At 68.0% G+C, this 26063-nt stretch carries 30 protein-coding genes and 1 other RNA gene; 26 read left to right on the top strand and 5 right to left on the bottom strand.

All coding sequences use genetic code 11. The annotated features are described in order from the left end of the window. Positions 1-77 precede the first annotated feature (77 nt). The 18 genes from BMW26_RS09310 (at position 78) to BMW26_RS09225 (ending at position 14329) form a co-directional block, all read left to right on the top strand. Positions 78-293: a flagellar FlbD family protein gene (locus BMW26_RS09310; protein ID WP_042541095.1), complete on the top strand. Its 216-nt coding sequence runs from the start codon at positions 78-80 to the stop codon at positions 291-293. Next, positions 290-1093: a motility protein A gene (locus BMW26_RS09305; protein WP_372983484.1), complete on the top strand. Its 804-nt coding sequence runs from the start codon at positions 290-292 to the stop codon at positions 1091-1093. Before BMW26_RS09310 ends, BMW26_RS09305 begins: the two co-directional genes overlap by 4 nt. After that, positions 1090-1899, top strand: coding sequence for an OmpA/MotB family protein (locus BMW26_RS09300; protein WP_053096330.1), 810 nt, complete (start codon positions 1090-1092; stop codon positions 1897-1899). The genes BMW26_RS09305 and BMW26_RS09300 overlap by 4 nt, the downstream gene beginning before the upstream one ends. A gap of 33 nt (positions 1900-1932) precedes the next feature. Beyond that, positions 1933-2826 (top strand): flagellar motor switch protein FliM, encoded by an 894-nt coding sequence (locus tag BMW26_RS09295; protein WP_072592297.1) that lies wholly within the window; start codon positions 1933-1935, stop codon positions 2824-2826. Next, complete coding sequence (locus tag BMW26_RS09290; protein ID WP_056278829.1) at positions 2826-3482, top strand: FliM/FliN family flagellar motor switch protein; 657 nt, start codon at positions 2826-2828, stop codon at positions 3480-3482. The genes BMW26_RS09295 and BMW26_RS09290 overlap by 1 nt, the downstream gene beginning before the upstream one ends. A gap of 2 nt (positions 3483-3484) precedes the next feature. Further along, entirely contained in the window at positions 3485-3916 is a 432-nt protein-coding gene (locus BMW26_RS09285) for a flagellar biosynthetic protein FliO (protein WP_072591336.1), read from the top strand. Between the two features lie 128 nt (positions 3917-4044). Next, positions 4045-4893: a flagellar type III secretion system pore protein FliP gene (gene fliP / locus BMW26_RS09280; protein ID WP_232224443.1), complete on the top strand. Its 849-nt coding sequence runs from the start codon at positions 4045-4047 to the stop codon at positions 4891-4893. Beyond that, on the top strand, positions 4890-5165 hold the full coding sequence (gene fliQ, locus BMW26_RS09275; RefSeq protein ID WP_042541106.1) for a flagellar biosynthesis protein FliQ: 276 nt from the start codon (positions 4890-4892) through the stop codon (positions 5163-5165). Before fliP ends, fliQ begins: the two co-directional genes overlap by 4 nt. Next, the gene (locus BMW26_RS09270) at positions 5165-5926 is read left to right on the top strand and encodes a flagellar biosynthetic protein FliR (RefSeq protein ID WP_042541108.1); all 762 of its coding nucleotides are present in this window, start codon (positions 5165-5167) and stop codon (positions 5924-5926) included. Before fliQ ends, BMW26_RS09270 begins: the two co-directional genes overlap by 1 nt. Further along, on the top strand, positions 5923-7026 hold the full coding sequence (locus BMW26_RS09265; RefSeq protein WP_056278827.1) for an EscU/YscU/HrcU family type III secretion system export apparatus switch protein: 1104 nt from the start codon (positions 5923-5925) through the stop codon (positions 7024-7026). Before BMW26_RS09270 ends, BMW26_RS09265 begins: the two co-directional genes overlap by 4 nt. 52 nt (positions 7027-7078) lie before the next feature. Next, positions 7079-9145 (top strand): flagellar biosynthesis protein FlhA, encoded by a 2067-nt coding sequence (locus tag BMW26_RS09260; protein WP_072591335.1) that lies wholly within the window; start codon positions 7079-7081, stop codon positions 9143-9145. Positions 9146-9234: 89 nt separating this feature from the next. After that, positions 9235-9483 carry a carbon storage regulator CsrA gene (gene csrA, locus BMW26_RS09255; RefSeq protein WP_053096324.1) on the top strand — a complete coding sequence of 83 codons (249 nt, stop codon included), beginning with the start codon at positions 9235-9237 and terminating at the stop codon, positions 9481-9483. 120 nt (positions 9484-9603) lie between these two features. Continuing rightward, the gene (flgN, locus tag BMW26_RS09250) at positions 9604-10086 is read left to right on the top strand and encodes a flagellar export chaperone FlgN (protein ID WP_053096323.1); all 483 of its coding nucleotides are present in this window, start codon (positions 9604-9606) and stop codon (positions 10084-10086) included. A gap of 7 nt (positions 10087-10093) precedes the next feature. After that, complete coding sequence (flgK, locus tag BMW26_RS09245) at positions 10094-11500, top strand: flagellar hook-associated protein FlgK (protein WP_056278825.1); 1407 nt, start codon at positions 10094-10096, stop codon at positions 11498-11500. A 16-nt stretch (positions 11501-11516) separates the two neighbouring features. After that, positions 11517-12404 carry a flagellar hook-associated protein FlgL gene (gene flgL, locus BMW26_RS09240; RefSeq protein WP_072591334.1) on the top strand — a complete coding sequence of 296 codons (888 nt, stop codon included), beginning with the start codon at positions 11517-11519 and terminating at the stop codon, positions 12402-12404. Then, on the top strand, positions 12401-12799 hold the full coding sequence (locus BMW26_RS09235; RefSeq protein WP_072591333.1) for a flagellar assembly protein FliW: 399 nt from the start codon (positions 12401-12403) through the stop codon (positions 12797-12799). The genes flgL and BMW26_RS09235 overlap by 4 nt, the downstream gene beginning before the upstream one ends. A 241-nt stretch (positions 12800-13040) precedes the next feature. Continuing rightward, the gene (locus tag BMW26_RS09230) at positions 13041-13355 is read left to right on the top strand and encodes an HU family DNA-binding protein (RefSeq protein ID WP_053096320.1); all 315 of its coding nucleotides are present in this window, start codon (positions 13041-13043) and stop codon (positions 13353-13355) included. A gap of 170 nt (positions 13356-13525) precedes the next feature. Then, entirely contained in the window at positions 13526-14329 is an 804-nt protein-coding gene (locus BMW26_RS09225; RefSeq protein WP_072591332.1) for a sigma-70 family RNA polymerase sigma factor, read from the top strand. A 33-nt stretch (positions 14330-14362) separates the two neighbouring features. Here the strand turns inward: BMW26_RS09225 and BMW26_RS09220 are convergent, their stop codons facing one another. Continuing rightward, positions 14363-15451 (bottom strand): AAA family ATPase, encoded by a 1089-nt coding sequence (locus BMW26_RS09220; protein WP_198032312.1) that lies wholly within the window; start codon positions 15449-15451, stop codon positions 14363-14365. A 130-nt stretch (positions 15452-15581) separates the two neighbouring features. Between BMW26_RS09220 and BMW26_RS09215 the strand changes: the two genes are divergently transcribed. Then, on the top strand, positions 15582-15956 hold the full coding sequence (locus BMW26_RS09215) for a hypothetical protein (protein ID WP_053096313.1): 375 nt from the start codon (positions 15582-15584) through the stop codon (positions 15954-15956). A 29-nt stretch (positions 15957-15985) separates the two neighbouring features. Here the strand turns inward: BMW26_RS09215 and BMW26_RS09210 are convergent, their stop codons facing one another. Continuing rightward, positions 15986-16819: a zinc-ribbon domain-containing protein gene (locus tag BMW26_RS09210; protein ID WP_083569339.1), complete on the bottom strand. Its 834-nt coding sequence runs from the start codon at positions 16817-16819 to the stop codon at positions 15986-15988. A gap of 101 nt (positions 16820-16920) precedes the next feature. On the opposite strand from BMW26_RS09210, the gene BMW26_RS09205 reads away from it, so the two are divergent. Then, the gene (locus BMW26_RS09205; RefSeq protein WP_072591330.1) at positions 16921-17811 is read left to right on the top strand and encodes a TIGR01777 family oxidoreductase; all 891 of its coding nucleotides are present in this window, start codon (positions 16921-16923) and stop codon (positions 17809-17811) included. A 27-nt stretch (positions 17812-17838) separates the two neighbouring features. Here BMW26_RS09205 and BMW26_RS09200 read toward each other — a convergent pair whose 3' ends face one another. Beyond that, entirely contained in the window at positions 17839-18603 is a 765-nt protein-coding gene (locus BMW26_RS09200) for an SDR family oxidoreductase (protein WP_072591329.1), read from the bottom strand. Between the two features lie 100 nt (positions 18604-18703). Here BMW26_RS09200 and BMW26_RS09195 point away from each other — a divergent pair, with 100 nt between their 5' ends. Then, a complete protein-coding gene (locus tag BMW26_RS09195; RefSeq protein ID WP_053096305.1) occupies positions 18704-19540 on the top strand; it encodes a helix-turn-helix transcriptional regulator in 837 nt (278 codons plus the stop codon). 64 nt (positions 19541-19604) lie between these two features. On the opposite strand, the gene BMW26_RS09190 is transcribed toward BMW26_RS09195, so the two are convergent. Continuing rightward, positions 19605-20444, bottom strand: a complete 840-nt coding sequence (locus BMW26_RS09190; RefSeq protein WP_072591328.1) for an aldo/keto reductase — start codon at positions 20442-20444, stop codon at positions 19605-19607. A 22-nt stretch (positions 20445-20466) separates the two neighbouring features. On the opposite strand from BMW26_RS09190, the gene BMW26_RS09185 reads away from it, so the two are divergent. The 5 genes from BMW26_RS09185 to BMW26_RS09165 all read left to right on the top strand — a co-directional run bounded on the left by BMW26_RS09185 (position 20467) and on the right by BMW26_RS09165 (position 24351). Continuing rightward, on the top strand, positions 20467-20889 hold the full coding sequence (locus BMW26_RS09185) for a YchJ family protein (protein WP_053096300.1): 423 nt from the start codon (positions 20467-20469) through the stop codon (positions 20887-20889). A gap of 34 nt (positions 20890-20923) precedes the next feature. Then, entirely contained in the window at positions 20924-21655 is a 732-nt protein-coding gene (locus tag BMW26_RS09180; protein WP_053096298.1) for a zinc ribbon domain-containing protein, read from the top strand. A 25-nt stretch (positions 21656-21680) separates the two neighbouring features. After that, positions 21681-23378, top strand: a complete 1698-nt coding sequence (locus tag BMW26_RS09175) for a bifunctional 3'-5' exonuclease/DNA polymerase (protein ID WP_232224442.1) — start codon at positions 21681-21683, stop codon at positions 23376-23378. A gap of 30 nt (positions 23379-23408) precedes the next feature. Continuing rightward, positions 23409-23765: RNase P RNA component class A (gene rnpB / locus BMW26_RS09170), an RNA gene on the top strand. Positions 23766-23826: 61 nt separating this feature from the next. After that, positions 23827-24351 (top strand): hypothetical protein, encoded by a 525-nt coding sequence (locus BMW26_RS09165; RefSeq protein ID WP_072591327.1) that lies wholly within the window; start codon positions 23827-23829, stop codon positions 24349-24351. Between the two features lie 198 nt (positions 24352-24549). On the opposite strand, the gene BMW26_RS09160 is transcribed toward BMW26_RS09165, so the two are convergent. Then, complete coding sequence (locus BMW26_RS09160; RefSeq protein ID WP_072591326.1) at positions 24550-26037, bottom strand: amino acid permease; 1488 nt, start codon at positions 26035-26037, stop codon at positions 24550-24552. Positions 26038-26063 lie beyond the last annotated feature (26 nt).

The following is a 26063-nucleotide window of genomic DNA, read 5'->3' as shown; positions in this document are numbered from 1 at the left end:
CTGGTTACCGGGGGCGGGCCTCGTCGCGATAGTCGGAGCAGACTTCCCCCTCTCATCCGAAGCCCGGAGAATCCCCGATGATCATCGTCACCCGCCTCGACCGCACCCGGTTCGCGGTGAACCCCGACCTGATCGAACGCATCCACGCCTCGCCGGACACCACTCTGCACATGGTCGACGGTCATGTGTACGTGGTCGAGGAGGATCTCGACGCCCTGATCGATCTGATCGTCGCGTACCGGGCGCGCGTGCTCGGCGCAGCCCAGGCACTGACCTCGCAGACGGGGGCATGACGGTGGATCCCGCATTCATCATCGGGGTGATCCTGGCGTTCGGTGCGCTGGTGGCGATGATCACGATGGAGGGGGCGAGCTTCGAGGCTCTGCTCATTCCGGCGCCGATGATCCTCGTGCTCGGCTCGACGATCGGCGTCGGCATCGCCAGCCACACCCTCCGCGACACGATCCTCGCTGTGAAGAGCCTCGGGCGCATGGTCAGGGGCCCGAAGATGACGCCGGAGGCGGTCATCCCCTTCCTCGTGGGGTATGCCGAGAAGGCCAGGGGCGAAGGTCTGCTGGCACTGGAGCAGGAGCTCGACTCGGCACCCGATGCATTCACCCGACAGGCGCTGCAGGCTCTCGCCGACGGAACGGATGCCGAGGATCTGCGCACGGTCATGGACGACGAGATCGCCGCGACATCGTCGCGCAACCGCGTGGCGTCGAAGTTCTTCGGCTCGCTGGGCGGATATGCGCCCACGATCGGGATCGTCGGCACCGTCGTCTCGCTGACGCACGTGCTCGAGAAGCTCGACGAACCCGACCACCTCGGGCCGATGATCGCTGCGGCCTTCGTCGCCACGCTCTGGGGTCTGCTCTCGGCCAACTTCATCTGGAACCCGATCGCCGGTCGCCTCGGACGGATCGGAGCCGTCGAGCTCGAGCGGATGACCCTGGTCTCGGAGGGCATGCTCGCCATCCAGGCCGGAAGCGCTCCGCACCTGCTCCAGGAGCGCCTCGAGGCGCTGTCGACCGTGAAGCCCAAGGCCGCCAAGAAGAAGCGCGAGCCCGAACGGGCAGAGGGCGTGCAATGAGCACAGCCCGTCGAGCTCGCGGTCGCGGGCATGAGGATGACTCGCACGATGAGCCGGACGAGCGCTGGGCCGTCTCGTACGCGGACATGGTCACGGTTCTGATGTGCCTGTTCATCGTGCTCTTCGCGGTGTCGAACGTCGACAAGACGAAGTTCGAACTGCTCGCGAACAGCCTCGCCACGGGTTTCGGGCAGGAGAGCACCGAGGGCGGTGCCGACACGGCCGAGGGCGTGATCGTGCCGCCTGAACTGCAGGACGATGACGGGGTGGTCGACCTCGCGGCGCGGGCCGAGATCGAGTTCGAGTCGCTCGAGGGACTGCGCGATCGCATGAGCACCTCGCTGGCGGCACAGGGCCTGCAGGACACGGTGCAGTTCGTCATCGACGACCGAGGGCTCCAGGTGGGGCTGGTCGGCGCAGAGACGTTCTTCGCCGACAACAGCACCGACCTCTCGGCGAAGGCGGACGCCGTGCTCGACACGATCGGAGACGTGCTCGTCACGGTCGACAACCAGGTGAGTGTCGAGGGGCACGCCGACCACCGCGTCTCCGCCGCACCCTTCGCCACCAACTGGGAGCTCTCCGGCGGGCGCGCGACCCAGGTGGCGCGGTTCCTCGTCGAGCACGAAGGCGTCGGAGGACCCCGTGTGAAGGCGACGGCGTTCTCGGACACCCGACCCATCGTGCCGGGCGACACCCCTCAGGCGCTGGCCAGCAACAGACGCGTCGACATCATCGTCGAATCGAACGAAGAAGAGCAGGTGAGAGCGCTGATACCCGCTCTTGCGGCTGCTGCGAACAACTGAGCTCACGTGAACACCACCGTCGAGGAGACCGTCATGACCGCATCCGCCGTGCTCGATGACCCCGCCCTGCGCCATCCGGCATACGATTTCGGACGCCCCGCCCAGCTCGGACGCGAGAGCACCCGCCATCTCGAAGCGGCCTTCGAGTCGTTCGCCCGGCTGTGGTCGTCCCAGCTCACGGCGAAGATCCGCGTGCGCGCCCACCTCGCACTCGAGACCGTCGAGCTCGTGTCCTACGAGGAGTACGCCGACACCCTGCCCGGCACGACGGCCATGGTCGCCGGCTCGTTCGCCGACCGCGACGAGCCGTGCGTCGTGCAGTTCGGCCTCGACAGCGCCCTGCTGTGGGTGGTGCAGATGATGGGCGGCAGGAGCACATCGCTTCCCGAAGCCCGCACATTCACGCCGATCGAGCTCGCCCTCGTCCGCAACCTGATGGAGGGCACCTTCGAGCACCTCCACGCCAGCCTCGGCGCCCTGCTCCCTGGTGCACCGCGCTTCACCGCGGTGCACTACAACCCCCAGTACATGCAGGTCATCTCCGCGACGGCGGCCGTGATCGTCGCCCGATACACCATGCGTCTCGGCGATTCCGAGTCGACCGCGACGGTGATGCTGCCGGCGACCGCGGTCGTCGACCGCCTCGCGAGCACGGGATCGGACGCGGCATCGGCGCATTCGACGGATCAGACCCTGGAGCAGGTGCGCAGCACGCCGTTGGAGCTGACGCTGCGCCTCGCGCCGATCACGATCGGCACCGGAGAGATCCTCGATCTCGCACCGGGCGACCTGCTGCGCCTGCCTCACCCCGAGACCCGGCCGTACGAGCTCATGGCCGGGCAGACCCGGATAGCTCTCGCGACACCGGGCAGCAGAGGCTCGCGCCTCACCTGCAAGATCACGACCACCCATGAGGAGACCCACTGATGAGCACCTTCCACGAGACCGCCATCGCCGCGGCGATCGCCGGCAAGCTGCCGTTCGGCTACCCCGTGATCCCCGCACCGTCGACCGACCCCGGCGCGTCGGGCGACGCGGTGGTCGTCACCTTCACGGGCAGCCCCGGGGCCCGCATCGCGATCCAGGTCGTCGACCCGTCGCAGCTCGAGGACGGCTCCAAGAACGCTCAGCTGGCCGATCGCCTGCACCCGATCTTCGAGGCGGCCGCCGCCGTGCTCGGCAGCGGCTCGCTCGGCGACGGAGCCGTGGTCGACGCCGCCGAGGTCTTCACCGACTCGGGGACCCAGGTGTTCGACATGGTCGACGCCGACGGCAGCGTCGTGGCGCGCGCATCCGTGCGCATCGACGGAGCCAGGGCGGCATCCGCGTCGGGTCCGCAGCGGCTCAACCGCATCGCGGGCGTCGAGATGGAGCTCGTGGTCGAGATCGGGCGCACGCGGATGCCGGTGCGCGACGTGCTCTCGCTCGAGCCGGGCCGTGTGGTCGAGCTCGACCGCGCCGCCGGGTCTCCCGCCGACATCAAGCTCAACGGCCGACTGATCGGGCACGGCACGGTCGTCGTCGCCGAGGGCGACTTCGCGATCCGCGTCGAGCGCATCCTCGACAGCGCCGAGACGGTCTGAGCGTGGACGACATCCTCGTCGCGCTCCGTGCGATCGTCGCGCTGGGAGCGGTGCTCGGGCTGCTGCTCTTCCTGAGCCGCCGCCTGCAGAAGTCGCAGGCGAAGGGCGTGAGTCCGCTGGCTGGGCTGATGCCGAAGAAGCTCGCCAAGCTGACCGAGCTCGTGCCGACGCGGCCCGCCGCGGCGCCGCGTGCGCGCCCGGAGAAGATCACCGTGGTGGCGAGGTCGGGCATCGGCGGCAAGGCACAGCTCGTCGTGGCGGAGTTCGGCGGCATCCGCTACGTGCTCGGCGTGACGGAGCACGGGATCAACGTCGTCGACACCCAGGAGGCTCCTCCTCTCGAGCAGGAGGAGGTCGTCTCCTCGGACGTACGATCCGCCTCCGTCGAGATGCCCGACGACATCGTCGACCGCGCGCTGCGCTCGGTCGCCTGACCCGCGGTCAGCGCATCGGTCGACGCGGTTACGTGCACCTCGTGATGTCGCGATAGTCGACTGCGAGCACGGATCGCTCGACCCCCTGGCTACGGATCGGCCACGCCACCCATCTTCGGAGTGCCGCCGTGCCCGCATCCGCCGCAGTCGCCGCGCCGCCGTCTGCGCGCGCACCGCGACTGCCTCGCCGCGTGTGGGTGCTGCTCGCCGCGGTGCTCGTCGTCGTGACCGCACTCGTGCTGCTGCAGGCCACAGGGGCGCACGCAGCGGCGATGCACGTCCCGACTCAGGTCGGTGACGGCGAGGGCGACGGTGTGACGATCAACGGCATCAACGGGGCGCCGTCCGACAGCATCATGACGTTGCTGGGCATCACCGTGCTCAGCGTCGCTCCGGCGCTGCTGCTGATGATGTCGAGCTTCACCAAGATCTTCGTCGTGCTGGCCCTCACCCGGAACGCGCTCTCGCTGCCGTCGATCCCGCCGAACCAGGTGCTGGCCGGTCTCAGCCTGTTCCTGACGCTGTTCATCATGTGGCCGGTGCTCACCGACATCAACACCGTCGCCGTCGCGCCGTTCACCGACGGCCAGATCGACTTCGGCAGGGCGTTCGAGCTCGCCCAGGAGCCCCTGCGGCAGTGGATGCTCTCGTACACGCGCGAAGAGGACATCGCGCTGATGCATCGCGCAGCGCAGATGGAGAACCCCACCGACGCCGCGAGCATCCCGCTGCAGACGCTCGTCCCGGCCTTCATGATCAGCGAACTGCGCGCGGCGTTCCTGATCGGGTTCATCATCTTCGTGCCGTTCCTCGTCATCGACCTGGTGGTCGCGAGCGCACTCATGTCGATGGGCATGATGATGCTGCCGCCCGTCATGATCTCGTTGCCGTTCAAGATCCTCCTGTTCCTGCTCATCGACGGATGGGGCATGGTCATCACCGCGCTCGTCCAGTCCTACAACGGGGGTGGCGGGTGAACCCCGAAGCGGTCATCGACATCGGTCAGGCGGCGCTCATCGTCGGTGCGAAGCTCTGCGCGCCCCTGCTCATCACCGCCCTGGTGGTGGGCTTCGCGATCTCGCTGCTGCAGTCCATCACCCAGGTGCAGGAGATGACGATCTCGTTCGTGCCGAAGCTCGTCGCCGTCGGCATCGCGCTCCTCGTCACGGGGCACTGGATGATCGCCGAGATGATCGCGTTCACGAACGAGATGTTCGCGCGGATACCGTCGCTGCTGAACGGCGGCTGATGAACATCCCGATCGATTTCACCTGGCTGGAGGCGACCTCGCTCGCCTGCGTGCGGATCACGGCATTCCTGGTCCTCGCCCCGCCGTTCAGTCACGGCACGATCCCGATGCGGATCCGCGCGATGCTCGGCGTCGGTCTCGCTCTCGCCGTGTCGCCGGTCGTGACCGCAGGATATGAGCGCCTCGACACCGGGGCCTTCATGCTCGCACTGGCAGGGCAGGCCCTCACGGGGGCGCTCCTCGGCTTCCTCGTGATGGTGCTCTTCAGCGCGATCCAGGGCGCCGGCCACCTCGTCGACACCTTCGGCGGGTTCCAGCTGGCTCAGGCCTTCGATCCCGGCATGGCGATCAACGGCGCACAGTTCACCCGACTGTTCCAGATGACCGCGATCATGCTGCTGTTCGCCTCCGACGGATACCAGCTCGTGCTCGGCGGTCTGTTCCGATCGTTCGACGCGGTGCCGGTCACCGGCATGATCGATCTCGCCAAGCCCGCCGAGGCGCTCGTCGGCGCTGCGGGACAGATGATGCTCAGCGCGGTGCAGATCGCGGGACCGCTGCTCATCGTGCTCTTCCTCGCCGACGTCGGACTCGGTCTGGTCAGCCGCGTCGCGCCCGCCCTGAACGCCTTCGCGATGGGCTTCCCGATCAAGATCGGTCTCACCCTCCTGCTCGTCGGATTCGTCTACGCGGCGCTCCCGAGCGTGGTCGCCGTGATCGCCGAGGAGGCTGCGCGACTGCTCCTGGGGGTGACCCGATGAGCGAGACCGACACCGGCGAACGCACCGAGAAGGCGACCGAGCGTCGCCTGAAGGAAGCGCGGAAGAAGGGCCAGATCGGCCGCAGCCAGGACTTCACGGCCTGGGTCTGCATCGCCGCCGCGGCCGTCATGATGGTGCCGACGATCGCCTCGGGCACGCAGGTGGTCACCGAGCTGTTCCTCGCCGTGACGCCCGTCGCGATGAACCCCACCGACGGCGCCGCCATGGATGTGCTGAGCTCGGCCATCACCTCGCTCGGTGGCATCCTGCTCCCGATGCTGGTGGTGGTGCTGCTCGCCACCACGGCCACCGCGGTCGCGCAGGGCGGCATCCACCTGCGCGGGGTGACCATGCGCACCGAGCAGTTCAACATCGTGTCGGGCGTCAAGCGCGTCTTCGGCCGGCAGGCGCTCTGGGAGGGCGCCAAGGCGCTGCTGAAGACCGTGGCCATCGGGCTCGCACTGTGGATCGTCGTCTCGGGTCTCGTCCCGGTACTGATGGCCAGCGGCAGCCACAACATCACCTGGCTGCTCGAGCAGGCGGCCGGGGGAGCGGTCGCGCTGCTGCAGGTCGCCGTGGCGGTGGGCATCCTGCTCGCAGCGATCGATGTGGCGGTGGTCATGCGGCGCAACCGCAAGCACACGCACATGACGAAGAACGAAGCCAAGGACGAGCACAAGAAGACCGAGGGCGACCCGCTCGTGCGCTCCCAGCGCCGCTCGCGGCAGCTCGCCATGAGCCGCAACAGGATGATCGCCGCGGTGGGCGACAGCGACGTCGTGCTCGTGAACCCCACGCACGTGGCGGTGGCGCTGCGCTACGAGCCGGGCAAGTCGGCGCCACGGGTCGTGGCGAAGGGCGCGGGGATCGTCGCGCAGAAGATCCGCGAGAAGGCGGAGGAGAACGGCGTGCCGATGATCAGGGACATCCCTCTCGCACGCGCGCTGCACTCGGCCTGCGAGATCGGGCGGGAGATCCCCGAAGAGCTCTACACCGCGGTCGCCCAGGTGCTCGCCTTCATCGAGCACCTCAAACGTCGAGGCTCGGCCAGGGGAACGCACACGATGCCCTTCGCCAGCACCAGGGACCGCGGCCTGTGAGTCCGGCCGCGAGCACATCAGAACGAGCAGAGAGAATCAGAAGGCGAGACGCATGATCGGTCAGCTGTTGTCCAAGGGGGCTGTTCCCGTCGGTGTGGTGGGGATCATCCTCCTGCTCATCGTGCCCATCCCGACCGGTCTGCTCGACGTGCTCATCGTCCTGAACATCTCGTTCGCGCTGCTGATCCTCCTGACCGCGATGTTCGTGAAGAAGCCTTTGGACTTCTCGGTGTTCCCGAGTCTGCTGCTCGTCGCGACCCTCTTCCGGCTCGGCCTCAACGTCGCGTCGACCCGCCTCGTGCTCAGCGAGGCCCACGCGGGTCAGGTGATCCAGGCGTTCGGTCAGATCACCATCAGCGGCTCACTCGTGATCGGTGCCGTGATCTTCCTCATCCTCACCGTCATCCAGTTCGTCGTGGTCACCAAGGGTGCCGAGCGCGTCGCCGAGGTGGGCGCGCGCTTCACGCTCGACGCCATGCCGGGCAAGCAGATGGCGATCGACGCCGACCTGAACGCCGGTCTGATCACGGATGACGAGGCGCGCAGGCGACGCGCAGAGGTCGCCGCGGAGGCGGACTTCTACGGTGCGATGGACGGTGCGTCGAAGTTCGTCAAGGGAGATGCGATCGCGGGCATCGTGATCGTGGTCATCAACTTCGTCGGCGGCATCATCATCGGCATGGTGCAGCACGGGATGGAGGTCGGCGAGGCGCTCGAGACCTACAGCATCCTCACCATCGGCGATGGGCTGGTGACCCAGATCCCCGCCCTGCTCATGGCGGTGTCGACCGGCATGATCGTCACGCGTGAGAACGCGGAGGCCGAGATGGGTCAGGCCGCCGGCCGTCAGCTCATGCAGTCCCGCAACGCCCTGGTGATCACCGGACTCGCCGCCATCGCCATGGGGTTCATCCCCGGGATGCCGCTCGTGATCTTCCTGGCGATCGGTGCAGTACTGCTGTTCGCGGCATCCCGCGTGAAGGCGAACGAGGACCGCGATGCCGCACGTGAGGCGGATGCCCTGCAGCAGGAGGCCGTCGAGGCCGGCACCGAGGGCCCGGAGGACCTCATGGACCGGATGCGCGTGCACGCCCTCGAGATCTCGCTGTCTCCCGACATCGTCGATCTCGCCTCAGGGGGAGCGGGAGATCTGCTCACCCGGGTGAAGTCCCTCCGCCGCAAGCTCGCCCTCGACATCGGCATCCTCATGCCGCCGGTGCGCACGCGGGACAACATCGAGCTGCCCGCGCAGACGTACTCGATCCTCATCGCCGGGGTCGAGGCCGGACGCGGGTCGGTTCCTCGGGGCCACGTTCTCGCGATCGGCACGGGACTCGAGCAGCTTCCGGGCACGGCCGTGGTCGACCCGGTGTTCGGTCTCGAGGGCAAGTGGGTCCCCGCCGAGATGTCGCACGCCGCCGACATGGCCGGCGCGACGGTGATCGATCGGGCGAGCGTCATCATCACCCACCTCTCCGACATCGTGCAGAGCCAGGCCGACCGCCTGCTCTCCCTCGAAGACGTCCGCCAGCTGACCGAGCACTTGAAGCAGTCCAGCCCTGCGACGGTCGAGGAACTCACCCCGGCCGTGCTGTCGCTCGCCGCGATCCAGCGCGTGCTGGCGGGGCTCCTCTCCGAGCGGGTGCCGATCAACGACCTGGCGCGCATCTACGAGGCGCTCGCGCTCCGAGGCAAGACGTCGACGGAGACGGCGGGTCTCATCGACGCGGCCAGGGCGGCGCTCGGGCCGGCGATCGCCTCGCGCTTCGCCGAGGACGGACGCATCCGGGTCGTCATGTTCGAGCCGATCCTCGAGCAGCAGATGCTCGAGGGCATGCGTGTCGTCGACGGTCACCCGCAGATCGTGCTGACGCCGGAGGCGACGATGCAGGTGCTCGAGAACGTGCGTCGCACTGTCGCCGAACTCGACCAGGTCGGTCCGGAGCCCGTTCTCGTGTGCGCGCCGTCACTGCGACAGGCGGTGCGTCGGATGGTGTCGTCGCAGGTCAGCGGCCTTCCGGTGCTCTCCTACGACGAGGCTGCGGCGGGCGGTCTCGCGACCGACGTGGTCGGCGTCGTCCGCATGACGCAGTCGGCTCTTCCCAGCGGCGCGTTGTAGCGTTCGATTCTGCTCATTTATGAGTTGAGTGCGATACGTTTGTGAGCAGAGGGCGCACCGGCGCTCACGCCATGGAAGGCAGACGACGCATGCTGGTACTGACGAGACGCGCCAACGAGAGCATCGTGATCGGCGACGACATCACCGTCACGATCCTCGCCGTGACGCCGAGCGGTGTCCGTGTCGGCATCGACGCCCCTCGCGACAAGCGCATCAACCGCGCCGAGATCGTCATCGCCGTGAGCGATGCGAATCAGGAGGCCGTGCAGACCTCCTCTGACGACTCCGCCGAATCGCTCATTCTCGGCGCCCTGGGCAGAACCACCCCTGCTCCATGATCGGACGCTCGGAGTGTCATCTCCGGGACTCCGAGTTACTGCGTCGAGCGTTGTCGCGATAGTCGTTCATGTGACGGGCGATCCCGTCATGGAAACCGCGACATGACGAGGTGACGAATCGTGGCCGCTCACGACCTGAGCATGCAACTGATGCGAGAGCGCGATCTGCTGGAGGTGCTGCTGTTCAAGCTCGACGAGCAGCAGATGCTGCTCGCGACCGGACGCAACCGGTGGATCCACCATGCGGCGAACGAGATCGAGCGGGTCCTCGCGGCCATGCCGACCGTCGCACTGTCGCGCGACACGCTGGTCATCGCGGTGGCTGACGAGTGGGGCGTGCCCGAGGCGACGACGCTCCGCGATCTGATCGAGGCTGCGCCGACCGACGCGTGGCGCGAGATCCTGTCGGGTCATCTCGAGGCCATGACCACTCTGGCCGACGAGATCGGCGACATGAAGAAGGTCAACGAGCAGCGTCTGCGCACGGCGATCCGGGTGACGCAGGAGACGATAGCCGGCCTCGGGGTGCCGACCGGCGAGTACGACACGCACGGCGACGTCGTCCGCGGCGCGGACGCCCGACTTCTCGACACCAGGGTCTGAGGTAACCATGTCTTCCTTCGCAGGGCTCCGCCTCGCAGAATCCGCGCTCTCGGCCGCACGCGCGGGGATGACCGTCACGGGTCAGAACATCGCCAACCAGACGACTCCGGGCTACACGCGCCAGCGGGTGGAGCAGACCTCGCTCTCGGCGCCGGGGCAGACGGGGCTCTGGCCATCCGGCATCGCCATCGGCGGGGGAGTGGGCGTGACCGGGATCGCGAGGCTCGGCGACGACATTCTCGATGCCCGTGTGCGCGACGCGCTGTCGACCTCCGGCTTCTGGTCGGCTCGCGCGACGGCAGCGAGCCGCGCAGAGGACGTGCTGGCCGAACCCACGAAGGACGGTCTCGCCGCGAACCTCAACAGGTTCTGGTCGGGCTGGTCCGACCTCGCCAACACGCCGGATCCGGCAGCGGCGCAGGTCGTGCTCTCGAATGCCGACGTGCTCATCGGACAGATCGCGGAGGGCTACCAGACCATTGCGGGGCAGTGGAACGACCTGCGCAGTCAGGTCGACGGTCAGCTCGCCGACGTCAACGCCGCTGCGAGCCAGGTGGCCACTCTCAACGGGCAGATCAGGGAGGCGCTGCAATCGGGGCGCAACGCCAACGAGCTCATGGATCAGCGCAGCGTCCTCGCCCAGCAGCTCTCGTCGGCCGTCGGCGCGAAGGGCATCGTCGAGCCGGACGGCACACTGACTCTTCGCGTCGACGGCAATGCGCTCGTGTCGGGCGACAGCAGCCGAGCGCTCGTCGCGAGCGGACCGCGTGACATCGCGGACGCAGGTCGGATCACCGTCTCATGGGCGGATCGACCGAACCTCGCGGTGCCGATCACGGGTGGCGTCGTCGGCGGCACGATCAGCGCTCTGGCCCCCGCGTCCGACGGGGGGACGCTCGCCGGTGTCGCGGCCGCCTACAACGAGACGGCGACCGCGCTCGCGACCGCCGTGAACGACGTGCACCGCACTGGCGTCACCTCGTCGGGGGCGGCCGGAGGCGACTTCTTCGCGCTCGACGGTTCGGGTCCGGCGGCGCTGGGACTCCGTGTCGTCCCGACGGGGCTCGATCAGCTGGCACTGGCAGCGCCGGGTGCGGGCGCGAAGGACACCACCATCGCCGACCGCATCAGTGCGCTGGGGACATCTGCGGCGGGGCCCAGCAAGACGTGGTCGACGTTCGTCACCGGCTTCGCAGTCGCCGTCGCCGGGGATCTGCAGCGCGCGGACATCGCCGATATGGGCGCGGTCGCGGCGGTCACCGCGCAGCAGTCGAACGCCTCGGTGGACGGCGATGAGGAGACGATCAACCTCCTGACCTACCAGACCGCATACCAGGCGGCGGCTCGCGTTCTGACGGCCGTCGACGAGGCACTGGATCTGTTGATCAACCGCACCGGCCTCGTCGGCCGCTGACTCTGGGGAGAGTGAAATGATCGGTCGAATCACGACCAGCACCATGACGCAGCAGTCGCTGCGCACACTGCAGACCAACCTCGCGGATCGCGCACGGCTGCAGGATCAGGCCGCGTCGCAGCGCGCCTTCCGCTCGCCGAGCGACGATCCGGCCGCCGCGGCCACGGCGCTCGGTGTGCACGGTGATCAGGCGCGCGTCGCTCAGTTCGCCCGCAACCTCAGCGACGGGATGGCGTGGGTGACCACGGTCGACACCGCTCTCGGCGCGAGCGCCGATCTGCTCAACCGCGCGCGTGATCTCACCGCACAGGGAGCGAACTCGGGCGCGCTGAGCCCGACCGCTCGCGAGTCGATCGCCCAGGAGCTCGAGTCGATCAGCGCAGAGCTGCTCGCCAAGGCGAACACGAGGGTGCTCGGCCGCAGCGTCTTCGCGGGAACGAGCGATGCGGGAGCCGCGTTCGATCCCACCACCTTCAGCTTCAACGGCGGCGCGGGCGACGGTGTGCATCGCCGCATCAGCGAGAACGAGACCGTGCGCGTGGACTTCGACGGCGCTCAGGCGTTCGGCGAAGGGGCAGACAGCGCCTTCGCCCTGCTGAACGACATCGCGGCCGAACTGCGCAGCGGTGCCGAGGTCGGCTCGCGTCTCGGCGACATCGATGCGCGGCTGAAGGACGTCACCGCGGCTCGCGGATCCACGGGCGCTCGTCAGGTGCAGATCGAGCGGGCGTCGGCGCAGAATCTCTCCTCGTCGATCGACCTCGAAGCGCGCCGTGCCGAGGTCGAGAACGTCGACAGTCTCGAGGTGCTCGTGCACCTGCAGTCGGCCGAGCTCGTGTTCCAATCCGCCCTGCAGGTGACGGCCCGCTCGCTGCAGACCAATCTGATGGAGTTCCTGCGATGAGCGCACCCACTGACCGGACGACGGCGACGGTCGACGTCGAGTTCGCTTCGCCGATGCCCGGACTCGCTCCGCACACGTCTTTCACCCTCGAGCAGATCGACGGAGCGGAGGGCCTGCACGCGCTGCGCGCGACGGATGCCGACGTCCGCCTGTTCCTCCTCGACCCGCGATCCGGGGACTACGGCTACGAGCCGAGCATCCCCGCGGACGTGCGGTCCGAGATCGGCGCCGCCGACGAGTCGGAGATCCGGGTGTTCGTCGTGGCGAACCCCTCTGCCGACGGCGTGTACATCAACCTGCGTGCGCCGATCCTGATCCACACCGGATCCGGCCGTGCCGCACAGGCGATCCTCGAGGATCAGCGCTACCCGATCCGCGCCCTGCTGGGTGCCTGAGCAGGGCGTGACGTTCGACGGCTCTTTCGACAGGGTGGACTCCCGGCACGGGGAGAATTCCGAGATTCACCGCATATACCAAGGAAGAGCATCTATCCTCTAAGAGCACAGGCTGGGGTACTGGCGGGATCCCGGCGTCGTCGCAGGAGATCGGGACCTGGGGCACGTCATGGATGCGGTTGGTAGGGGTACAGCGCACGACGCTCGGTGACGAGCGACATTCCATGGGACGGAAGACGACATGAGCACATCAAGGACGCTCGAGACGAATCGGGTGAGCAAGCGGGAGTTCGTGCAGAGATTCGCACGACGCGGTGGCATCTCGGTTCAGGCCGCACAGACGGCGTACAACGCGATGATCGACGAGCTCCTCGACCTCGTGGGCCGCGGGAACACGGTCACACTCACCAACTTCGGCAAGTTCTATCCGCAGACGCACAAGGGGCACCGGGTGCAGTTCGCGAAGGACGACGGAGACGCCGAGGTCAACGACTACACCGTGCTGAAGTTCTCCGCGACGCGCGAGGTGAACCGCCGCGTCAAGGTGAACGATTAGTCATCGTTATCTGAACGTAAACGAGAATCCCCGGAGGTTTTGGCCTCCGGGGATATTTCTTGCCCGTCGCACCCCTAGTCTGTAGTCAGATGTAGTTCTGGCCACTGGGGAGAGGCCGCGCTGTGAGTCGCTGGGGAGGGCTTGCACTTACAGTGAAAGAGGCGAATCCGATGCCTATGCGTGCCCGCAACCAGCTCGTGGTCGATCACCTGCACATCGTCGGCGCGGCGACGGCATATGTGGCGTCTCGACTCACGCATGTCTCCCGTGACGACCTCGCCTCTGCCGGTGCGTTCGCGCTGGTCCGCGCCGCCGAGAAGTTCGACGCGACCCTCGGCGTGCCCTTCGGCGCGTTCGCTCGAGGACGCGTCAACTGGGCGCTGAAAGACGAGCTGCGGTCGATGGACTGGGCGCCTCGAGATGTTCGGGTGCGAGCCAAGCAGACGACGAAGGTCCGACAGACACTCACGGCCGCCCTCGGTCGCACGCCCACTGTGGCGGAGATCGCAGCAGCCATGGGCGTCGACACCGCCGTCGCGCGCGAAGGGCTCGCCGACGCCGAGCGTCTGCTGACGAGTCTCGATGCGCCGGACGCGCCGGAGATCGTGTGGACCGGCTACCTGCCCGAGGAGCTCGCGATCGCCTCCGAGCGCGACGAGTTCCTGCGGCGCGCCGTCGACGCGCTGCCCGAGCGCAAGCGGGCGATCATCACGGCGATCTATTTCGAGGACCGCACGGTCAAGGATCTCGCGGAGCAGCTCGGCGTCTCCCACGCCGCCGTCTCGCAGCAGCGTGCGGAAGCGGTGCGCATGCTTCGAGATGCGCTGGATCGGCACTACGCCGACACCCCTCAGCGTGAGGCAGCAACGGCAGCGCGGTCCTCCGCGTCGGCGCTGGACGCGTACTTCGAGCGCCTCGCGGCCGGCGGTCAGCGGTTCACGCGCGCGATACTGTCGCACGCGGTCGGCGTCTGATCCGTCGCGCGCACGCGCGTGGCCGCAGGGCCGTCAGAGACCGAAGCCGTAGCTGGGCTGACCCACCAGGATGAGACTGACCGTCGTCGGGTAGACCTCGGGCTCTTCATCCTCATCGTCGAGCAGCTCGAGCTTGTGGATCGGCACGAAGATGCCGCCGTCCGGCTCGAAGATGAGATCCTTCGGCACGAACGAGGCGAAGATCGACCGTGTCGCGTGGCGCAGCTCGAACGTGCGACCGACGTCGCCGCGCTCGAAGAGGTTCATCTCGACCTCATCCGACCACACCTTGCCGTCGGGGAAGCGAGCCTCGATGCGATAGGTGCTCGGTTCGACCGCCTTGATGTTGAGATCCTCCACGACGTCCGCGAACAGTGCGTCCGGCTGCTCGAGTTCGAAGGCGATGGCGCGGAGGTGGTCGTAGTTGAGGCGAGCGCGACGCGAGAACAGTGCGACGTTCTCGATCTCGTCCGGGTCCGCGTGGGGGGCCTGATCGATGAGGTACTGGCGCACCTCGTCGGGACCGGGGTACTCGAATCGCATGTGGTAGTGGAACCGGCCGGGGCGGTTGACGATGTACGTGCTGACGTCGCTGATGTCGTTCACCGTGAGGCAGTAGATGCGCTTCACGGACGAGAGGCCGTCGAACAGGGACAGGAACTGGTTCTGTCGATTGCCTCCCTCTGCGCCCCCGCGGCGGCCAGCGGGGAAGATCTTCTCGAACTCGTCGAAGATGATCAGACACTCGTCGAGGGTGTCCAGGAACTCCACGATGCCGTCGTTGTCCTCTGAGACGATCACGACGGGCAGGCACTGCTCGAGGGCCTCCTCGGCAACCATGCGAAGGAACAGCGTCTTGCCGATCCCCTTGTCGCCGGAGAGCATCACGCCCAGGCTGCGGTCCGAGAGGGCGTAGGACCGGAAGATCTTGTCGACCTTCCTGTCTCGGCCGCCGTAGACGCGCTCGGCGCCGACGGTGAGGTCGTCGATCTTGATCAGGCTGAAGCCCTCTTTCGAGGTGAAGTGCACCCGATAGGTGCCGAGAGGGAACTCATGATGCGTGCGGACGGCGTCGTCGTAGACGCGGACGTGTCCGCCCGTCTCGATGTAGGTGCTGGTCAAGATCCTTCTCCTTCGCTCCCGTGTTGATATATCGGTTGAGATCGGACTGCCGTAAGGCGTTCGGCGAGATATTTTCGCAGTACCCTGAGCGGACAGCGGGCGTGGGGACGCCCGGGTCAGGGGAACCGCTATGGGGACGAACGCAGGCGAGCAGCCGATCGCGGGATCGATCGTCATCGTGGTCGAGGCCGCGCCGCAGGGGCTGCTGCAGTACACGCTGGATCCTGACGATCGTCAGCCCGAATGGCAGGTGATCCTCATCGCCCATGACGATGCCGTGATGGGCGCCGCGACGACACCGGAGCAGACGGCGGAGCTGCTGGTGCGCGGCAGCGTCGAGTGCATCAGGCAGAGCATCCCGAGCCTCGAGGTCGGCGGACTCACCATGCGGCCGGAGCTCGGGCCGAACGACAACGCCCAGATCGTCGCCGCCGGCGAGGCCATCTTCCTGCAGTCCGAGTGGGATGCGGTCGTGGAGCAGGCGGGCGATCTCCCCGAGGTCTGAGCGCGAGCGTGCCGCTCCCGGCGGCACCGTCAGTCCGGCGTCAGGAACGCGTCGACGATCAGCGCCCCGCGGATCCCGCGAAGCTCGTCGATGATGCGATCGATTCCCCGCGCGGTCACCGAAGGCATCTGCAGATCGTGGGGTCCCAGTGGTTCGAGCCGTCCGGTGCGAACCCGGATGACCTCCCAGCCGGCGGAGCGCAGCGCGCGATCCTTGCGGAGATCGGTCTGCTCGCGGGTGCCGACATGCTCGAGTCCGTGGCGCCCGACCGTGTCGTACTCGATCGCGACACGGAGCTCCGGCAGCAGGATGTCCGGCCACACCTCGGTATGGCGGAAGAACGGGCGAGAGACTTTGACCGCGTTGACACCGGTCGTGACGGAGATGCGGGCGGCGAGCATCGCGCGGAGTCTGGCCTCGGCGGCGGATGCCGGTGCCGGGGCGCAGACGCTGGAGAAGGCTTCGCCGGAGGCAAGATCGGGCGTCTTGCTGCAGAGGGTGAGCGGGCGTTTCGGCCGCCGGGGTATCGCGCGGGCTTCGCCCAGCACGACCGGCTGGGGCCTGGCGAGCGTCGAGCATTCCGGGCACCACGCCGACTGGCGGCGCACCCGACCGGGGCGTTCGCGCTGCTCAGCGGGGGTGGCGGCGAAACGATGGCCCACTCGGCATTCCCAGCACAACAGCACATCGGCCGCCAACGGCACCTGCGAGAGTGCGATGCCGTGATTGAGTTCGGGGTGGTACTGGCGGATCAGTTCGGGGTAGGCGGCCCACTGCGAACGATAGGTGCCGATCTCGTAGGGCACCTCCCGTCCTCGCGAGAACTGGCGTCTCGCCCACCACGACTGCACGGGTTCGGTCACGTCGGGCAACCTACCGGGCACTCCGGACATCGCCAGGAGGGGCTGGACGTGACAGACTCGCGGAGAGCAATGAGTCCGATGAACGGACAGAGGGAGTCGTCATGCCGCAGCGGATCGTGATCAGTGGCGCATCGGGCCTGATCGGCACGGCGCTCGCCTCGTCGCTGCGGTCGGACGGTGTGGAGGTGACGACCCTCGTGCGTCGCCCTCCGCGTGATCCGTCTGAGGTGCAGTGGATGCCGGGGGAGCGCGAGCTCGACCCCGATGTGCTGGCGGGCGCTGTCGCCGTGGTCGCGCTGGGTGGTGCGAGCGTCGGGCGTCTGCCTTGGACGCGACGGTATCGCCGCGAACTCGTCGAGTCCCGACTGACGGGCACCCGCACGCTCGCGACGGCGGTGCGCACCCTGCGAGACGATGCTCCGGCGTTCGTGTCGGCATCCGCTGTCGGCTATTACGGCTCGGCGCCGGGCGAGGTGCTGACCGAGGCGTCGCTCGCGGGCGACACGTTCCTGGCGCAGCTGTGCGTCCGATGGGAGCAGGAGGCGCTGCGCGCGGGGGAGCAGACGACGGTCGCGCTGCTGCGCACCGCTCCGATCATCCATCGCAAGGGTGTGCTGAAGCCGCTCATCCAGCTCACTCGCTTCGGGGTCGCCGGTCCGATCGGGCCCGGCACCCAGATCTGGCCATGGATCTCTCTCGACGATGAGGTGCGCGGCATCCGACACGTGATCGACCAGCGCCTCGAGGGGCCCGTCAACTTCACCGGGCCGACGCGTGCCTCGGCGAACGACATCGGTCGCGCCCTCGCGACGAGGATGCGCCGACCGTTCTGGATCCCGGCTCCCGCCTGGGCCCTCCGGCTCGCGCTGAGTCGGTCGGCCGCCGATTCGCTGCTGCTCTCCGATGCGGACGTCAGACCCGGGGCGCTCGAAGGCTCGGGCTTCGAGTTTCGGCACACGACAGCCCAGCAGGCCGTCGACGCCGCGCTGTGATCGGGCGACGACGACTGCCGTGCAGGCTCAGTGCCCGTGCGGGTCGCGCCGATTGAGTGTCTCGACCACCTGCGCATAGTCTCCCCGTGCTTCGCCGTAGCGCAGGAACTTCACGTTCTCGACCTGGATCTCGGTCGCATCCGGCTGGGTCTCGATCAGGTCGACGACCTCGCTGACGAACTCGTCGAGCGGCATCGCGAACTCGCTGGTCTCCTGCCCCGGCATGAGCGAGGTGCGGACGGAGGGCGGTTCGAGCTCGAGCACGCTCACACTCGTGTCGGCGAGCTGCAGACGCAGAGATTCGCTGAGCATGTGGATGGCCGCTTTCGTCGCGTTGTAGGTGGGCGTCACGCGGAGCGGCGCGAAGGCCAGACCGGACGACACAGTCATGATCGTCGCGTCCGGCATGGTGCGCAGGTGCTCGATGAAGGCCGCGATCAGCCGGATCGGACCCAGGAGGTTGGTGGTGACGGTGGCCTCGGCGTCGTCGAGGAACCCCTCGGGCGACGTCCAGTCCTCGACCCGCATGATCCCGGCCATCGGGATGACCACGTTGAGCGAGGGGTGGGCGGCCATGACCGCCTGCGCGGCCGCCCGGATGCTGTCGGCGTCCGTCGTGTCGATCCGGACGGTGTGGATGCCCGGGTTCGCCGCGGCGATCTCGTCGAGCAGCTCGGCGCGACGCCCGCCCACGATCACGGTGTTGCCCCGATCGCTGAGCCGCAGAGCGAGGGCGAGGCCGATACCGCTCGTGGCACCGGGGATGAAGATGGTGTTTCCGCTGATGTTCATACGTCCACTCTTCGTGCTCTCGCCCAGGCCCTCCAGAGATGGCGCATCCAGGGATCGGGCGTCCCTGGATGCGCGAGGCAGAGCACGAGATACTGCAGAGGTGGACAGAGAAGCACTGGCCGAGTTCCTCGTGCGTCGCAGGGAGCAGCTGAAGCCGTCCGACGTCGGCCTCGGTGCGGGGGCGCGTCGACGCACCCCCGGGCTTCGACGCGAGGAGGTCGCGCAGCTCGCCGCCATGTCGACCGACTACTACGCGCGGCTCGAGCAGCAGCGCGGGCCGCAGCCCAGCGTACAGATCCTCGGCTCGCTCGCACGGGCGCTGCGTCTGACCCCCGACGAGCGTGACTACCTGCATCGGGTCTGCGGACACAGCGCACCGGACCGCACGATCTTCACCGACTACGTGCATCCGGGGATGCTCCGCGTGCTCGACCGGCTTCACGACACGCCCGCATTCGTCGTCTCCGCGCTCGACGAGGTGCTGATCCAGAATGACGCAGCACGCGCTCTGCTCGGCGACGCGAGCGGTCTGGAGGGGATCGAGCGCAGTGGGATCTACCGCTGGTTCGCGCACCCGGACGACGAGCGCCGGCGGTACCCGGAGGAGGATCATCCGCGTCACAGTCGTGTGCTCGTGGCCTCCCTCCGATCCGCCTATGGCGCCCTGGGCGAGCGGTCTCGCGCCGGCGAGATCGTCCGCGAGCTCGCGTCGCTCAGCCCGGAGTTCGCACAGCTGTGGGAGGTGCACGAGGTCAGGCGGCGCTTCGAAGACCACAAGGTCCTGATCCATCCCGAGATCGGTCCGATCGAAGTCGACTGCCAGGCGCTGTTCACCGAAGACGAATCCCAGGCGCTCATCGTCCTGACAGCGGCGCCGGGCAGCGACGCCGAGAGCAAGCTCGAGCTGCTCAGAGTGCTCGGGACGCAGCGCGTCTGAGAGCCGTGACGCGCCGTCGTCCGAGGCTCTACGACCGAGACGCCTCAGGACGCCTCAGGACCCCTCAGGACTCCTCGTGCGATGCGGGATCCGCGTCGAACAGTCGCCCATCGGGGCGTCCGAGCGCCGTGATCGCCTCGACCTCCGCATCCGACAGCACGATCGCTCCGGCCGCGAGGTTCGACACCTGATGCTCGAGCGACGACGCCTTCGGGATCGCGACGGTCTCGCGTGCCACATGCCAGGCGAGCACGGTCTGCGCGGGGGAGATCCCATGGGCGGCAGCCACCTCGCCGATCACCCTCTCCTCGATGAGTTGCTTCGCCCGACCGAGAGGACTCCATGCTTCGGTGAGGATGCCGTGCTCCCGGTGGTAGGCGAGCTGATCGGTCTGCGGGAAGTACGGGTGCACCTCGATCTGGTTCACGACGGGCCTGACCCCGGTCTCCCGCTCGATGCGCTCGAGGTGCTCCGGCAGAAAGTTCGAGACGCCGATCTGCCTCACGACGCCGCGCCGCTGAGCGTCGACCAGCGCCTCCCAGGCCTGCACGTACTCGTCCTGCTGCGGGTTCGGCCAGTGGATCAGATGCAGATCGATCGCGTCGACCCCGAGCCGCGACCGGCTCTCCTCGATGCTCGTCCGCGCCTTCGCGCGCGGGTGATGGCGTCCGGGCAGCTTGGTCGTGACGATGAGCTCTGCGGCGTCCACGTCGGATGCGCGCACGCCGCGACCGACTGACCCCTCGTTCTCGTAGTTGAAGGCCGAGTCGATCAGGCGGTATCCGGCCCCGATCGCCGTGGTGACCGCATCCGCACCCGCGTCGCCGTCGAGCGCGTATGTTCCGAGTCCGAGAGCCGGAAGAGCGAAGCCGTTGTGTGCCGTGAAGTGAGGAAGAGCCGTCATGGCGCCAGCGTACGCTGGAGCGATGAGCGTGGTGCAGAGGATGGCGTCGGATGACGGTGTCCCCGATAATGCCGAGCGGTGTCCCTGTGGCTCCGGAGATCTCTTCGGCGGATGCTGCGGCCCGCTGCTCGGCGGCGCCGCTGCGCCGACGGCCGAACGCCTGATGCGCTCCCGGTTCACGGCGTTCGCGATCGGGGATGCCGCGTACCTCCTGGCGTCCTGGCATCCGTCGACCCGTCCGACCGACCTCGACCTCGACCTCGACGTGGTGTGGCGGCGGCTCGTGATCATCGATCGGGTCGACGGCGGACCCTTCGACCGAGAGGGCGTGGTCGAGTTCGAGGCGTTCTGGCGGCAGGATGCCGAGCGCGGTTCGCTGCGTGAACGGAGCCGCTTCGTGCGGGAGGAGCGCAGCTGGCTGTACCTCGACGGACAGGTCGGGTGATGGACGGGGCTGGGCAGCGACTAGATTTGAGAGCGTGAACGCCAGCCCAGAACACCAGCGCATCCTGCTCGACGTCGCCGACCTGGACCGGCGCATCGCGCAGGCTGAGCGCGCGCGCACCAAGCCGCCGCAGGCCGCTCGCATCGCCGAGCTCGTCGCCATCCGTCAGGAGCAGCTCCGAGAGCTGACGACTCTGACGGGTGTGCGCGATGACGTTCGCACCGAGCTCACGCGTCTCGAAGCCGATGTGAAGCTCGTCGAACAGCGTCGCGCCCGTGACGCCGATCGACTGGCCACGGCGACGAACTCGAAGGAGGCGCAGGCTCTCGAGCACGAGATCGCCAGTCTCGCCAAGCGCCAGAGCGATCTCGAGGATATCGAGCTCGACGTCATGGGGCGCGTGGAGGACGCAGACGCGGCAGTCGCCGCACAGCAGGCACTGCTCGGGACGACCACCGCGGAAGGCACCGCGCTCACCGCTCAGGCCAAGGCCGACGTCGCGACTGCGACCGATCTGATCGCGCAGTTGACTCGCGACCGTGAGGCGGTCACGGCGACCCTTCCGGCGCCGCTCCTCGCCGAGTACACGCGTCGCGCTGCGAACAGTGCCGGTGCGGCGCTGCTCACCCGCGGAACGTGCGAGGGATGTCGGATCCTGCTCCCCGGCACCGACCTGAACGACATCCGCAATGCGGCAGACGACCTCGTGGTGTCCTGCCCCGAGTGCGGGTGCATCCTGGTGCGCACCGAGGAATCCGGGCTGTGATCCGCGCGCCGCGAGCGCGACGGCGGTGAGCTCGCGGCTCCAGACCGAACGTCGGATCGCCCTGGTCAAGGGCGTGACCGGTGCATACATCGCCGTGGAGCTCGACTCGGACGATGTCGAGGTCGCGCGCACAGAGCTCTCTCCGACCGAGATGCCGGTGTGGGTGGCCGAGCAGGAACGCGTCGATCCGCCCCGGTGGGTGATCCGCAGCGCCCGGGAGATCTACCCCGTGCTGCTCGCCTCGGGTGTTCTTCTCGGCCGATCGCACGATCTGGTGCTCTGCCACGCGATCCTCCGCGACACCGACACCGTCGCTCGTCCGCTCGCACCGTCCGCATCGTGGGTGCGACGCGAACCCGTCGACGACGCACCGGCATTGTTCGAGGTCGCCGAGCACAGCGATTCGCACGACCCCGTGGCGGATGCGCTCGATCAGTACCGCGAGCAGCGCCGAGTCCTGCGCGACAGCAAGGACGGGCGGCTGACCCTGCTCACGTCGGCCGAGTCGGCGGGTGGCCTCATCGCCGAGGAGATGCGCGCTGCCGGTCTGCCGTGGAACGAGTCCGTGCACGACGGCATCCTCACCGAGATCCTGGGCACCCGACCGATCGCGGGTGGCCTTCCCAGCCGCATGGTGGCTCAGGGCGAGAGGGTGCGCTCGATCCTCAGCGACCCCACGCTCAACCTCGAGAGCCAGCCGAAGCTGCTGCGCGCTCTGCACCGCGTCGGCGTGCAGGTCGAGTCGACGAGCCGGTGGGAGCTCGCCCAGCACAGCCACGCCGTGGTCGAACCGCTCCTGGCCTACAAGAAGCTGTCTCGGCTGCTGAGCGCGAACGGGTGGGCCTGGCTCGCCGAGTGGGTGCACGACGGCCGGTTCCGACCGATCTACATCACGGGCGGCGTCGTGACGGGACGATGGGCATCGGCGGGTGGCGGCGCCCTCCAGCTGCCGCGCAATCTGCGCGCCGCCGTGCGCGCTGACGACGGATGGACGCTCGTCGTCGCGGATGTCGCGCAGCTCGAGCCGCGGATGCTGGCCGGCATGGCCGGTGACCGCGCGATGGCCCGGGCGGCCCAGGGCAAGGACCTCTATGAGGGAGTCGTCGAGTCCGGCGCGGTCGCCACGCGAGAGGAGGCCAAGTACGCCGTCCTCGGGGCGATGTACGGCGCGACCACCGGTGACAGCGGCAGGTTGGTCCCTCGACTGCGCAAGGTGTATCCGCGCGCGATGGCCCTCGTCGACCGCGCCGCGCGCTTCGGAGAGGACGGGGGAGTCGTCTCGACGTGGTTGGGACGATCGTCTCCTCGCCCGTCGACGGAGTGGGAGGCGATGCAGGCTGCGGCTACCGGCGCGGATGCCGACCCTGCGGAGGTCGCCCTCGCCCGGCGTCGGGCCCGGGACTGGGGCCGCTTCACCCGCAACTTCGTGGTGCAGGGGACCGCGGCCGAGTGGTCGTTGATCTGGCTGGCGGAGATCAGGCATCGCCTGCAACTGCTGCCCGTCGCGGAGCGCGAAGCGCCGGCATCCGGGATCTTCGGCTCCCGCGCGCACCTGGCCTTCTTCCTGCACGACGAGGTGATCCTGCATGTCCCGCAGGAGCAGGCGGATGCTGCGGCCGACGCGGTGCGCGAGGCCGCGGCCGTGGCCACCCGCCGCCTCTTCGGCAACTTCCCGATCGACGTGCCGCTCGATCTCCGCATCGCGGAGTCGGCGGAGAAGTAGCGCAGCCTGGTCGTAGACTGGAGCTGTGAATGGGTCGACTGGACGGCCGCGTGGCGGGCAACCGCACCGAGGAACGTCCGGGCTCCTCAGGGCAGGACGGTGGGTAACGCCCACCCGGAGCAATCCGCGAGAAAGTGCCACAGAGAGCAGACCGCCCCGCAAGGGGTAAGGGTGAAAGGGTGGTGTAAGAGACCACCGGGGGCCATGGTGACATGGCCCGCCAGGTAAACCTCGTCCGGAGCAAGGTCAGACAGAGGATGTTGACGCGGCTCGCCGAGTCCTCGGGTAGACCGCTAGAGTGCCACGGCAACGTGTCGCCGAGAGAGATGGCCGTCGAAGGGGCGAAGAACCCCGGAACAGAACCCGGCGTACAGGTCGGCCCATTCGCACCCACCTCCTGAGCAGGGCCGCGCTGGCTTCCTGGCCGGATGCTCGATAGCGTTCGGGCATGTCGAACCGTCCTACCGCCACGGCGCTCCTCGCGGCTCTGTCGCTCGCAGCGCTCAGCGGGTGCACCGCCCCGATGCCTGAGGTCGCAGCGACCACGGCAGCCGTTCAGCCCGCGGCCGTGCCGACGCCGAGCGACACGCCCGCGCCGACACCGACCCCACCCGCAGAGGCGAGTCGCTGCACGGTGCTGTCGATGATCTCGATCCCGGGATACAGCGAGGGAGACGAGGAACCCACCTTCTACGCGACATGGAACGGTGTCGCACCGGTGGACAACGGCGAGACCGACTTCGCTCGCGGCACGGTCACGCATACGGCAGACGGGCTCATCTCGACTTACACGGTCGCGGCGGGGGATGCGCCATCCGCCGTGAGGGAGCGGCTGTGCACGGACGTCTATGCGGCGATGACCTACAGCCGTCTGGGTTCGATGCTGTACCCCGGCGATGTGCTCACGCTGGGACCGGGAGCCATGGAGCCGCTCGTGACGGAGCCGTTCGTGAGCGAGCCGCAGCGTCAGTGAGAGCGGGGGAGCGTGGCGATCGCAGTTGCATTGCCGAGCAAGTCTTTTGCTTAGCTAGTTATCTTGATATGTTGTGCGCGTGACCGCGACTTCTGGGTCACCTGCCAGCAGGTCCCCAGCATGCTGGCGAGCGCCCCGCGAATTCCCCAGGTTCCCCGGGGCGCTCTTTTCTCTCGCTCACAGCATCGCCAGCGGTCGTCACGCCAGACGGTCCCGTCCCGGCTGATCCTCTCGAGGCGTGGAATCTTCGAGCTTCCTGCGCGCGAGGTTACGTCGCACCAGCGGCCAGAACAGCACGAGCACGCCGGTGGCGACGAGGCTCGTCCAGACCTGGGTGCGACCCCCTTCGCTGAACATCATCACGACGATCACCGCGGCGATGCATGCGATCAGGAGCACGTTCAGCCAGGGGTGCAGCCACATCTTGAGTTTCAGGTTCGCCACCTCTTCCGGCGTCATCTTCTGGCGGAGTCGCCACTGTGTGACGGCGATGAAGACGTACACGAACAGTGCGACCAGGCCCGCGGAGTTCATGATGAAGTCGAAGATGCCCGATCCCGGGGTGAAGAAGTTCACGAGCGTCGCGATCAGGCCGCCGCTGGTCGAGGCGAGCAGCGCCATCACCGGGACGCCGCTCTTCGACCGCTTCGCCACGATCTTCGGCGCGAAGCCCTGCTCGGCGAGGGCCGCGAACATGCGCGACGCCGAGTACAGGCCAGAGTTGAGCACCGAGATCACCGCCGTGAAGATCACGAGCTGCATGATGATGCTTGCGCCCGGGATGCCGAACTGCTCGAGGGCGTAGGTGAAGGGCGCGTTGGCGACGTCGGTCGGCACAGGCAGTTCGTTCCAGGGCACCACGGTGACGATGATGAGCACCGAGCCGACGAAGAACAGCAGGATGCGCCAGATGATCGTGCTCGTCGCCTGACGGATGCCCTTGGCGGGATCCTCCGATTCGGCGGAGGCCATGACGGCGATCTCGGTGCCGAAGTACGAGAAGATCACCAGGGCCACACCCGTGAACGCGACTCCGAAGCCGTTCGGGGCGAATCCGCCGTGTTCCCAGAGGTTGGAGATCGACACCTCCGAGTTCGGCCACAGGCCGAAGGCGAACAGCAGACCCGCGCCGAGGAAGACGACGATCGCGAGCACCTTGACGCTGGCGAGCCAGAACTCCACCTCGCCGAACGCGCGCACCGAGATGATGTTCGTGCCGACGAAGATGCCGATGAGGATCAGCGACCAGGCCCATGACGGGACGGCGGGGAACCAGCTCGCCATCGTCTCGCCGCCCAACACCGCCTCATACGCGAGGACTCCGACCCAGAAGTACCAGTACAGCCATCCCACGAGGTAGGCGGCCCAGTTGCCGAGGCCCACTCGCGCATATTCCATGAACGAGCCGATCGCCGGGCGCGACGCCGCCATCTCGCCCAGCATGCGCATGGCGAGGAAGACGAGCAGGCCGCCGATGAGGTACGACAGCACGGCGGCCGGACCCACGGCGCGGATGACATTCCCGGATCCGACGAACAGGCTCGCTCCGATGATGCCGCCGAGGGTGATCATGGTGACGTGACGCGACCGCAGCTTCTTCGCCTGTGGTCTGTCGACGGGCACCATCCCGGCTGTCGTCTCCGGCGATACCGGCCGGTCCCATGATGATTCGGATGGTTCGTTCATCTCGACGCTGCCTTTCGTTGCCGTCC

The organism is Microbacterium sp. 1.5R (assembly GCF_001889265.1).
GTDB lineage: Bacteria > Actinomycetota > Actinomycetes > Actinomycetales > Microbacteriaceae > Microbacterium.
Note: the sequence above shows the minus strand (reverse complement) of the source record. Positions and strands in the feature narration are given on the sequence as shown.

What these genes read in the sequence shown, in the direction of transcription:
- BMW26_RS09270 (WP_042541108.1), top strand. Translation starts at nt 5,165, where the DNA reads ATGAACATCCCGATCGATTTCACCTGGCTGGAGGCGACCTCGCTCGCC.
- BMW26_RS09160 (WP_072591326.1), bottom strand. Translation starts at nt 26,037, where the DNA reads ATGAACGAACCATCCGAATCATCATGGGACCGGCCGGTATCGCCGGAG.
- csrA (WP_053096324.1), top strand. Translation starts at nt 9,235, where the DNA reads ATGCTGGTACTGACGAGACGCGCCAACGAGAGCATCGTGATCGGCGAC.
- flgL (WP_072591334.1), top strand. Translation starts at nt 11,517, where the DNA reads ATGATCGGTCGAATCACGACCAGCACCATGACGCAGCAGTCGCTGCGC.
- BMW26_RS09260 (WP_072591335.1), top strand. Translation starts at nt 7,079, where the DNA reads ATGATCGGTCAGCTGTTGTCCAAGGGGGCTGTTCCCGTCGGTGTGGTG.
- BMW26_RS09235 (WP_072591333.1), top strand. Translation starts at nt 12,401, where the DNA reads ATGAGCGCACCCACTGACCGGACGACGGCGACGGTCGACGTCGAGTTC.
- BMW26_RS09290 (WP_056278829.1), top strand. Translation starts at nt 2,826, where the DNA reads ATGAGCACCTTCCACGAGACCGCCATCGCCGCGGCGATCGCCGGCAAG.
- BMW26_RS09305 (WP_372983484.1), top strand. Translation starts at nt 290, where the DNA reads ATGACGGTGGATCCCGCATTCATCATCGGGGTGATCCTGGCGTTCGGT.
- BMW26_RS09295 (WP_072592297.1), top strand. Translation starts at nt 1,933, where the DNA reads ATGACCGCATCCGCCGTGCTCGATGACCCCGCCCTGCGCCATCCGGCA.
- BMW26_RS09265 (WP_056278827.1), top strand. Translation starts at nt 5,923, where the DNA reads ATGAGCGAGACCGACACCGGCGAACGCACCGAGAAGGCGACCGAGCGT.
- BMW26_RS09215 (WP_053096313.1), top strand. Translation starts at nt 15,582, where the DNA reads ATGGGGACGAACGCAGGCGAGCAGCCGATCGCGGGATCGATCGTCATC.
- BMW26_RS09205 (WP_072591330.1), top strand. Translation starts at nt 16,921, where the DNA reads ATGCCGCAGCGGATCGTGATCAGTGGCGCATCGGGCCTGATCGGCACG.
- BMW26_RS09200 (WP_072591329.1), bottom strand. Translation starts at nt 18,603, where the DNA reads ATGAACATCAGCGGAAACACCATCTTCATCCCCGGTGCCACGAGCGGT.
- BMW26_RS09310 (WP_042541095.1), top strand. Translation starts at nt 78, where the DNA reads ATGATCATCGTCACCCGCCTCGACCGCACCCGGTTCGCGGTGAACCCC.
- BMW26_RS09300 (WP_053096330.1), top strand. Translation starts at nt 1,090, where the DNA reads ATGAGCACAGCCCGTCGAGCTCGCGGTCGCGGGCATGAGGATGACTCG.
- BMW26_RS09185 (WP_053096300.1), top strand. Translation starts at nt 20,467, where the DNA reads ATGAGCGTGGTGCAGAGGATGGCGTCGGATGACGGTGTCCCCGATAAT.
- flgK (WP_056278825.1), top strand. Translation starts at nt 10,094, where the DNA reads ATGTCTTCCTTCGCAGGGCTCCGCCTCGCAGAATCCGCGCTCTCGGCC.
- BMW26_RS09230 (WP_053096320.1), top strand. Translation starts at nt 13,041, where the DNA reads ATGAGCACATCAAGGACGCTCGAGACGAATCGGGTGAGCAAGCGGGAG.
- BMW26_RS09165 (WP_072591327.1), top strand. Translation starts at nt 23,827, where the DNA reads ATGTCGAACCGTCCTACCGCCACGGCGCTCCTCGCGGCTCTGTCGCTC.
- BMW26_RS09190 (WP_072591328.1), bottom strand. Translation starts at nt 20,444, where the DNA reads ATGACGGCTCTTCCTCACTTCACGGCACACAACGGCTTCGCTCTTCCG.
- BMW26_RS09225 (WP_072591332.1), top strand. Translation starts at nt 13,526, where the DNA reads ATGCCTATGCGTGCCCGCAACCAGCTCGTGGTCGATCACCTGCACATC.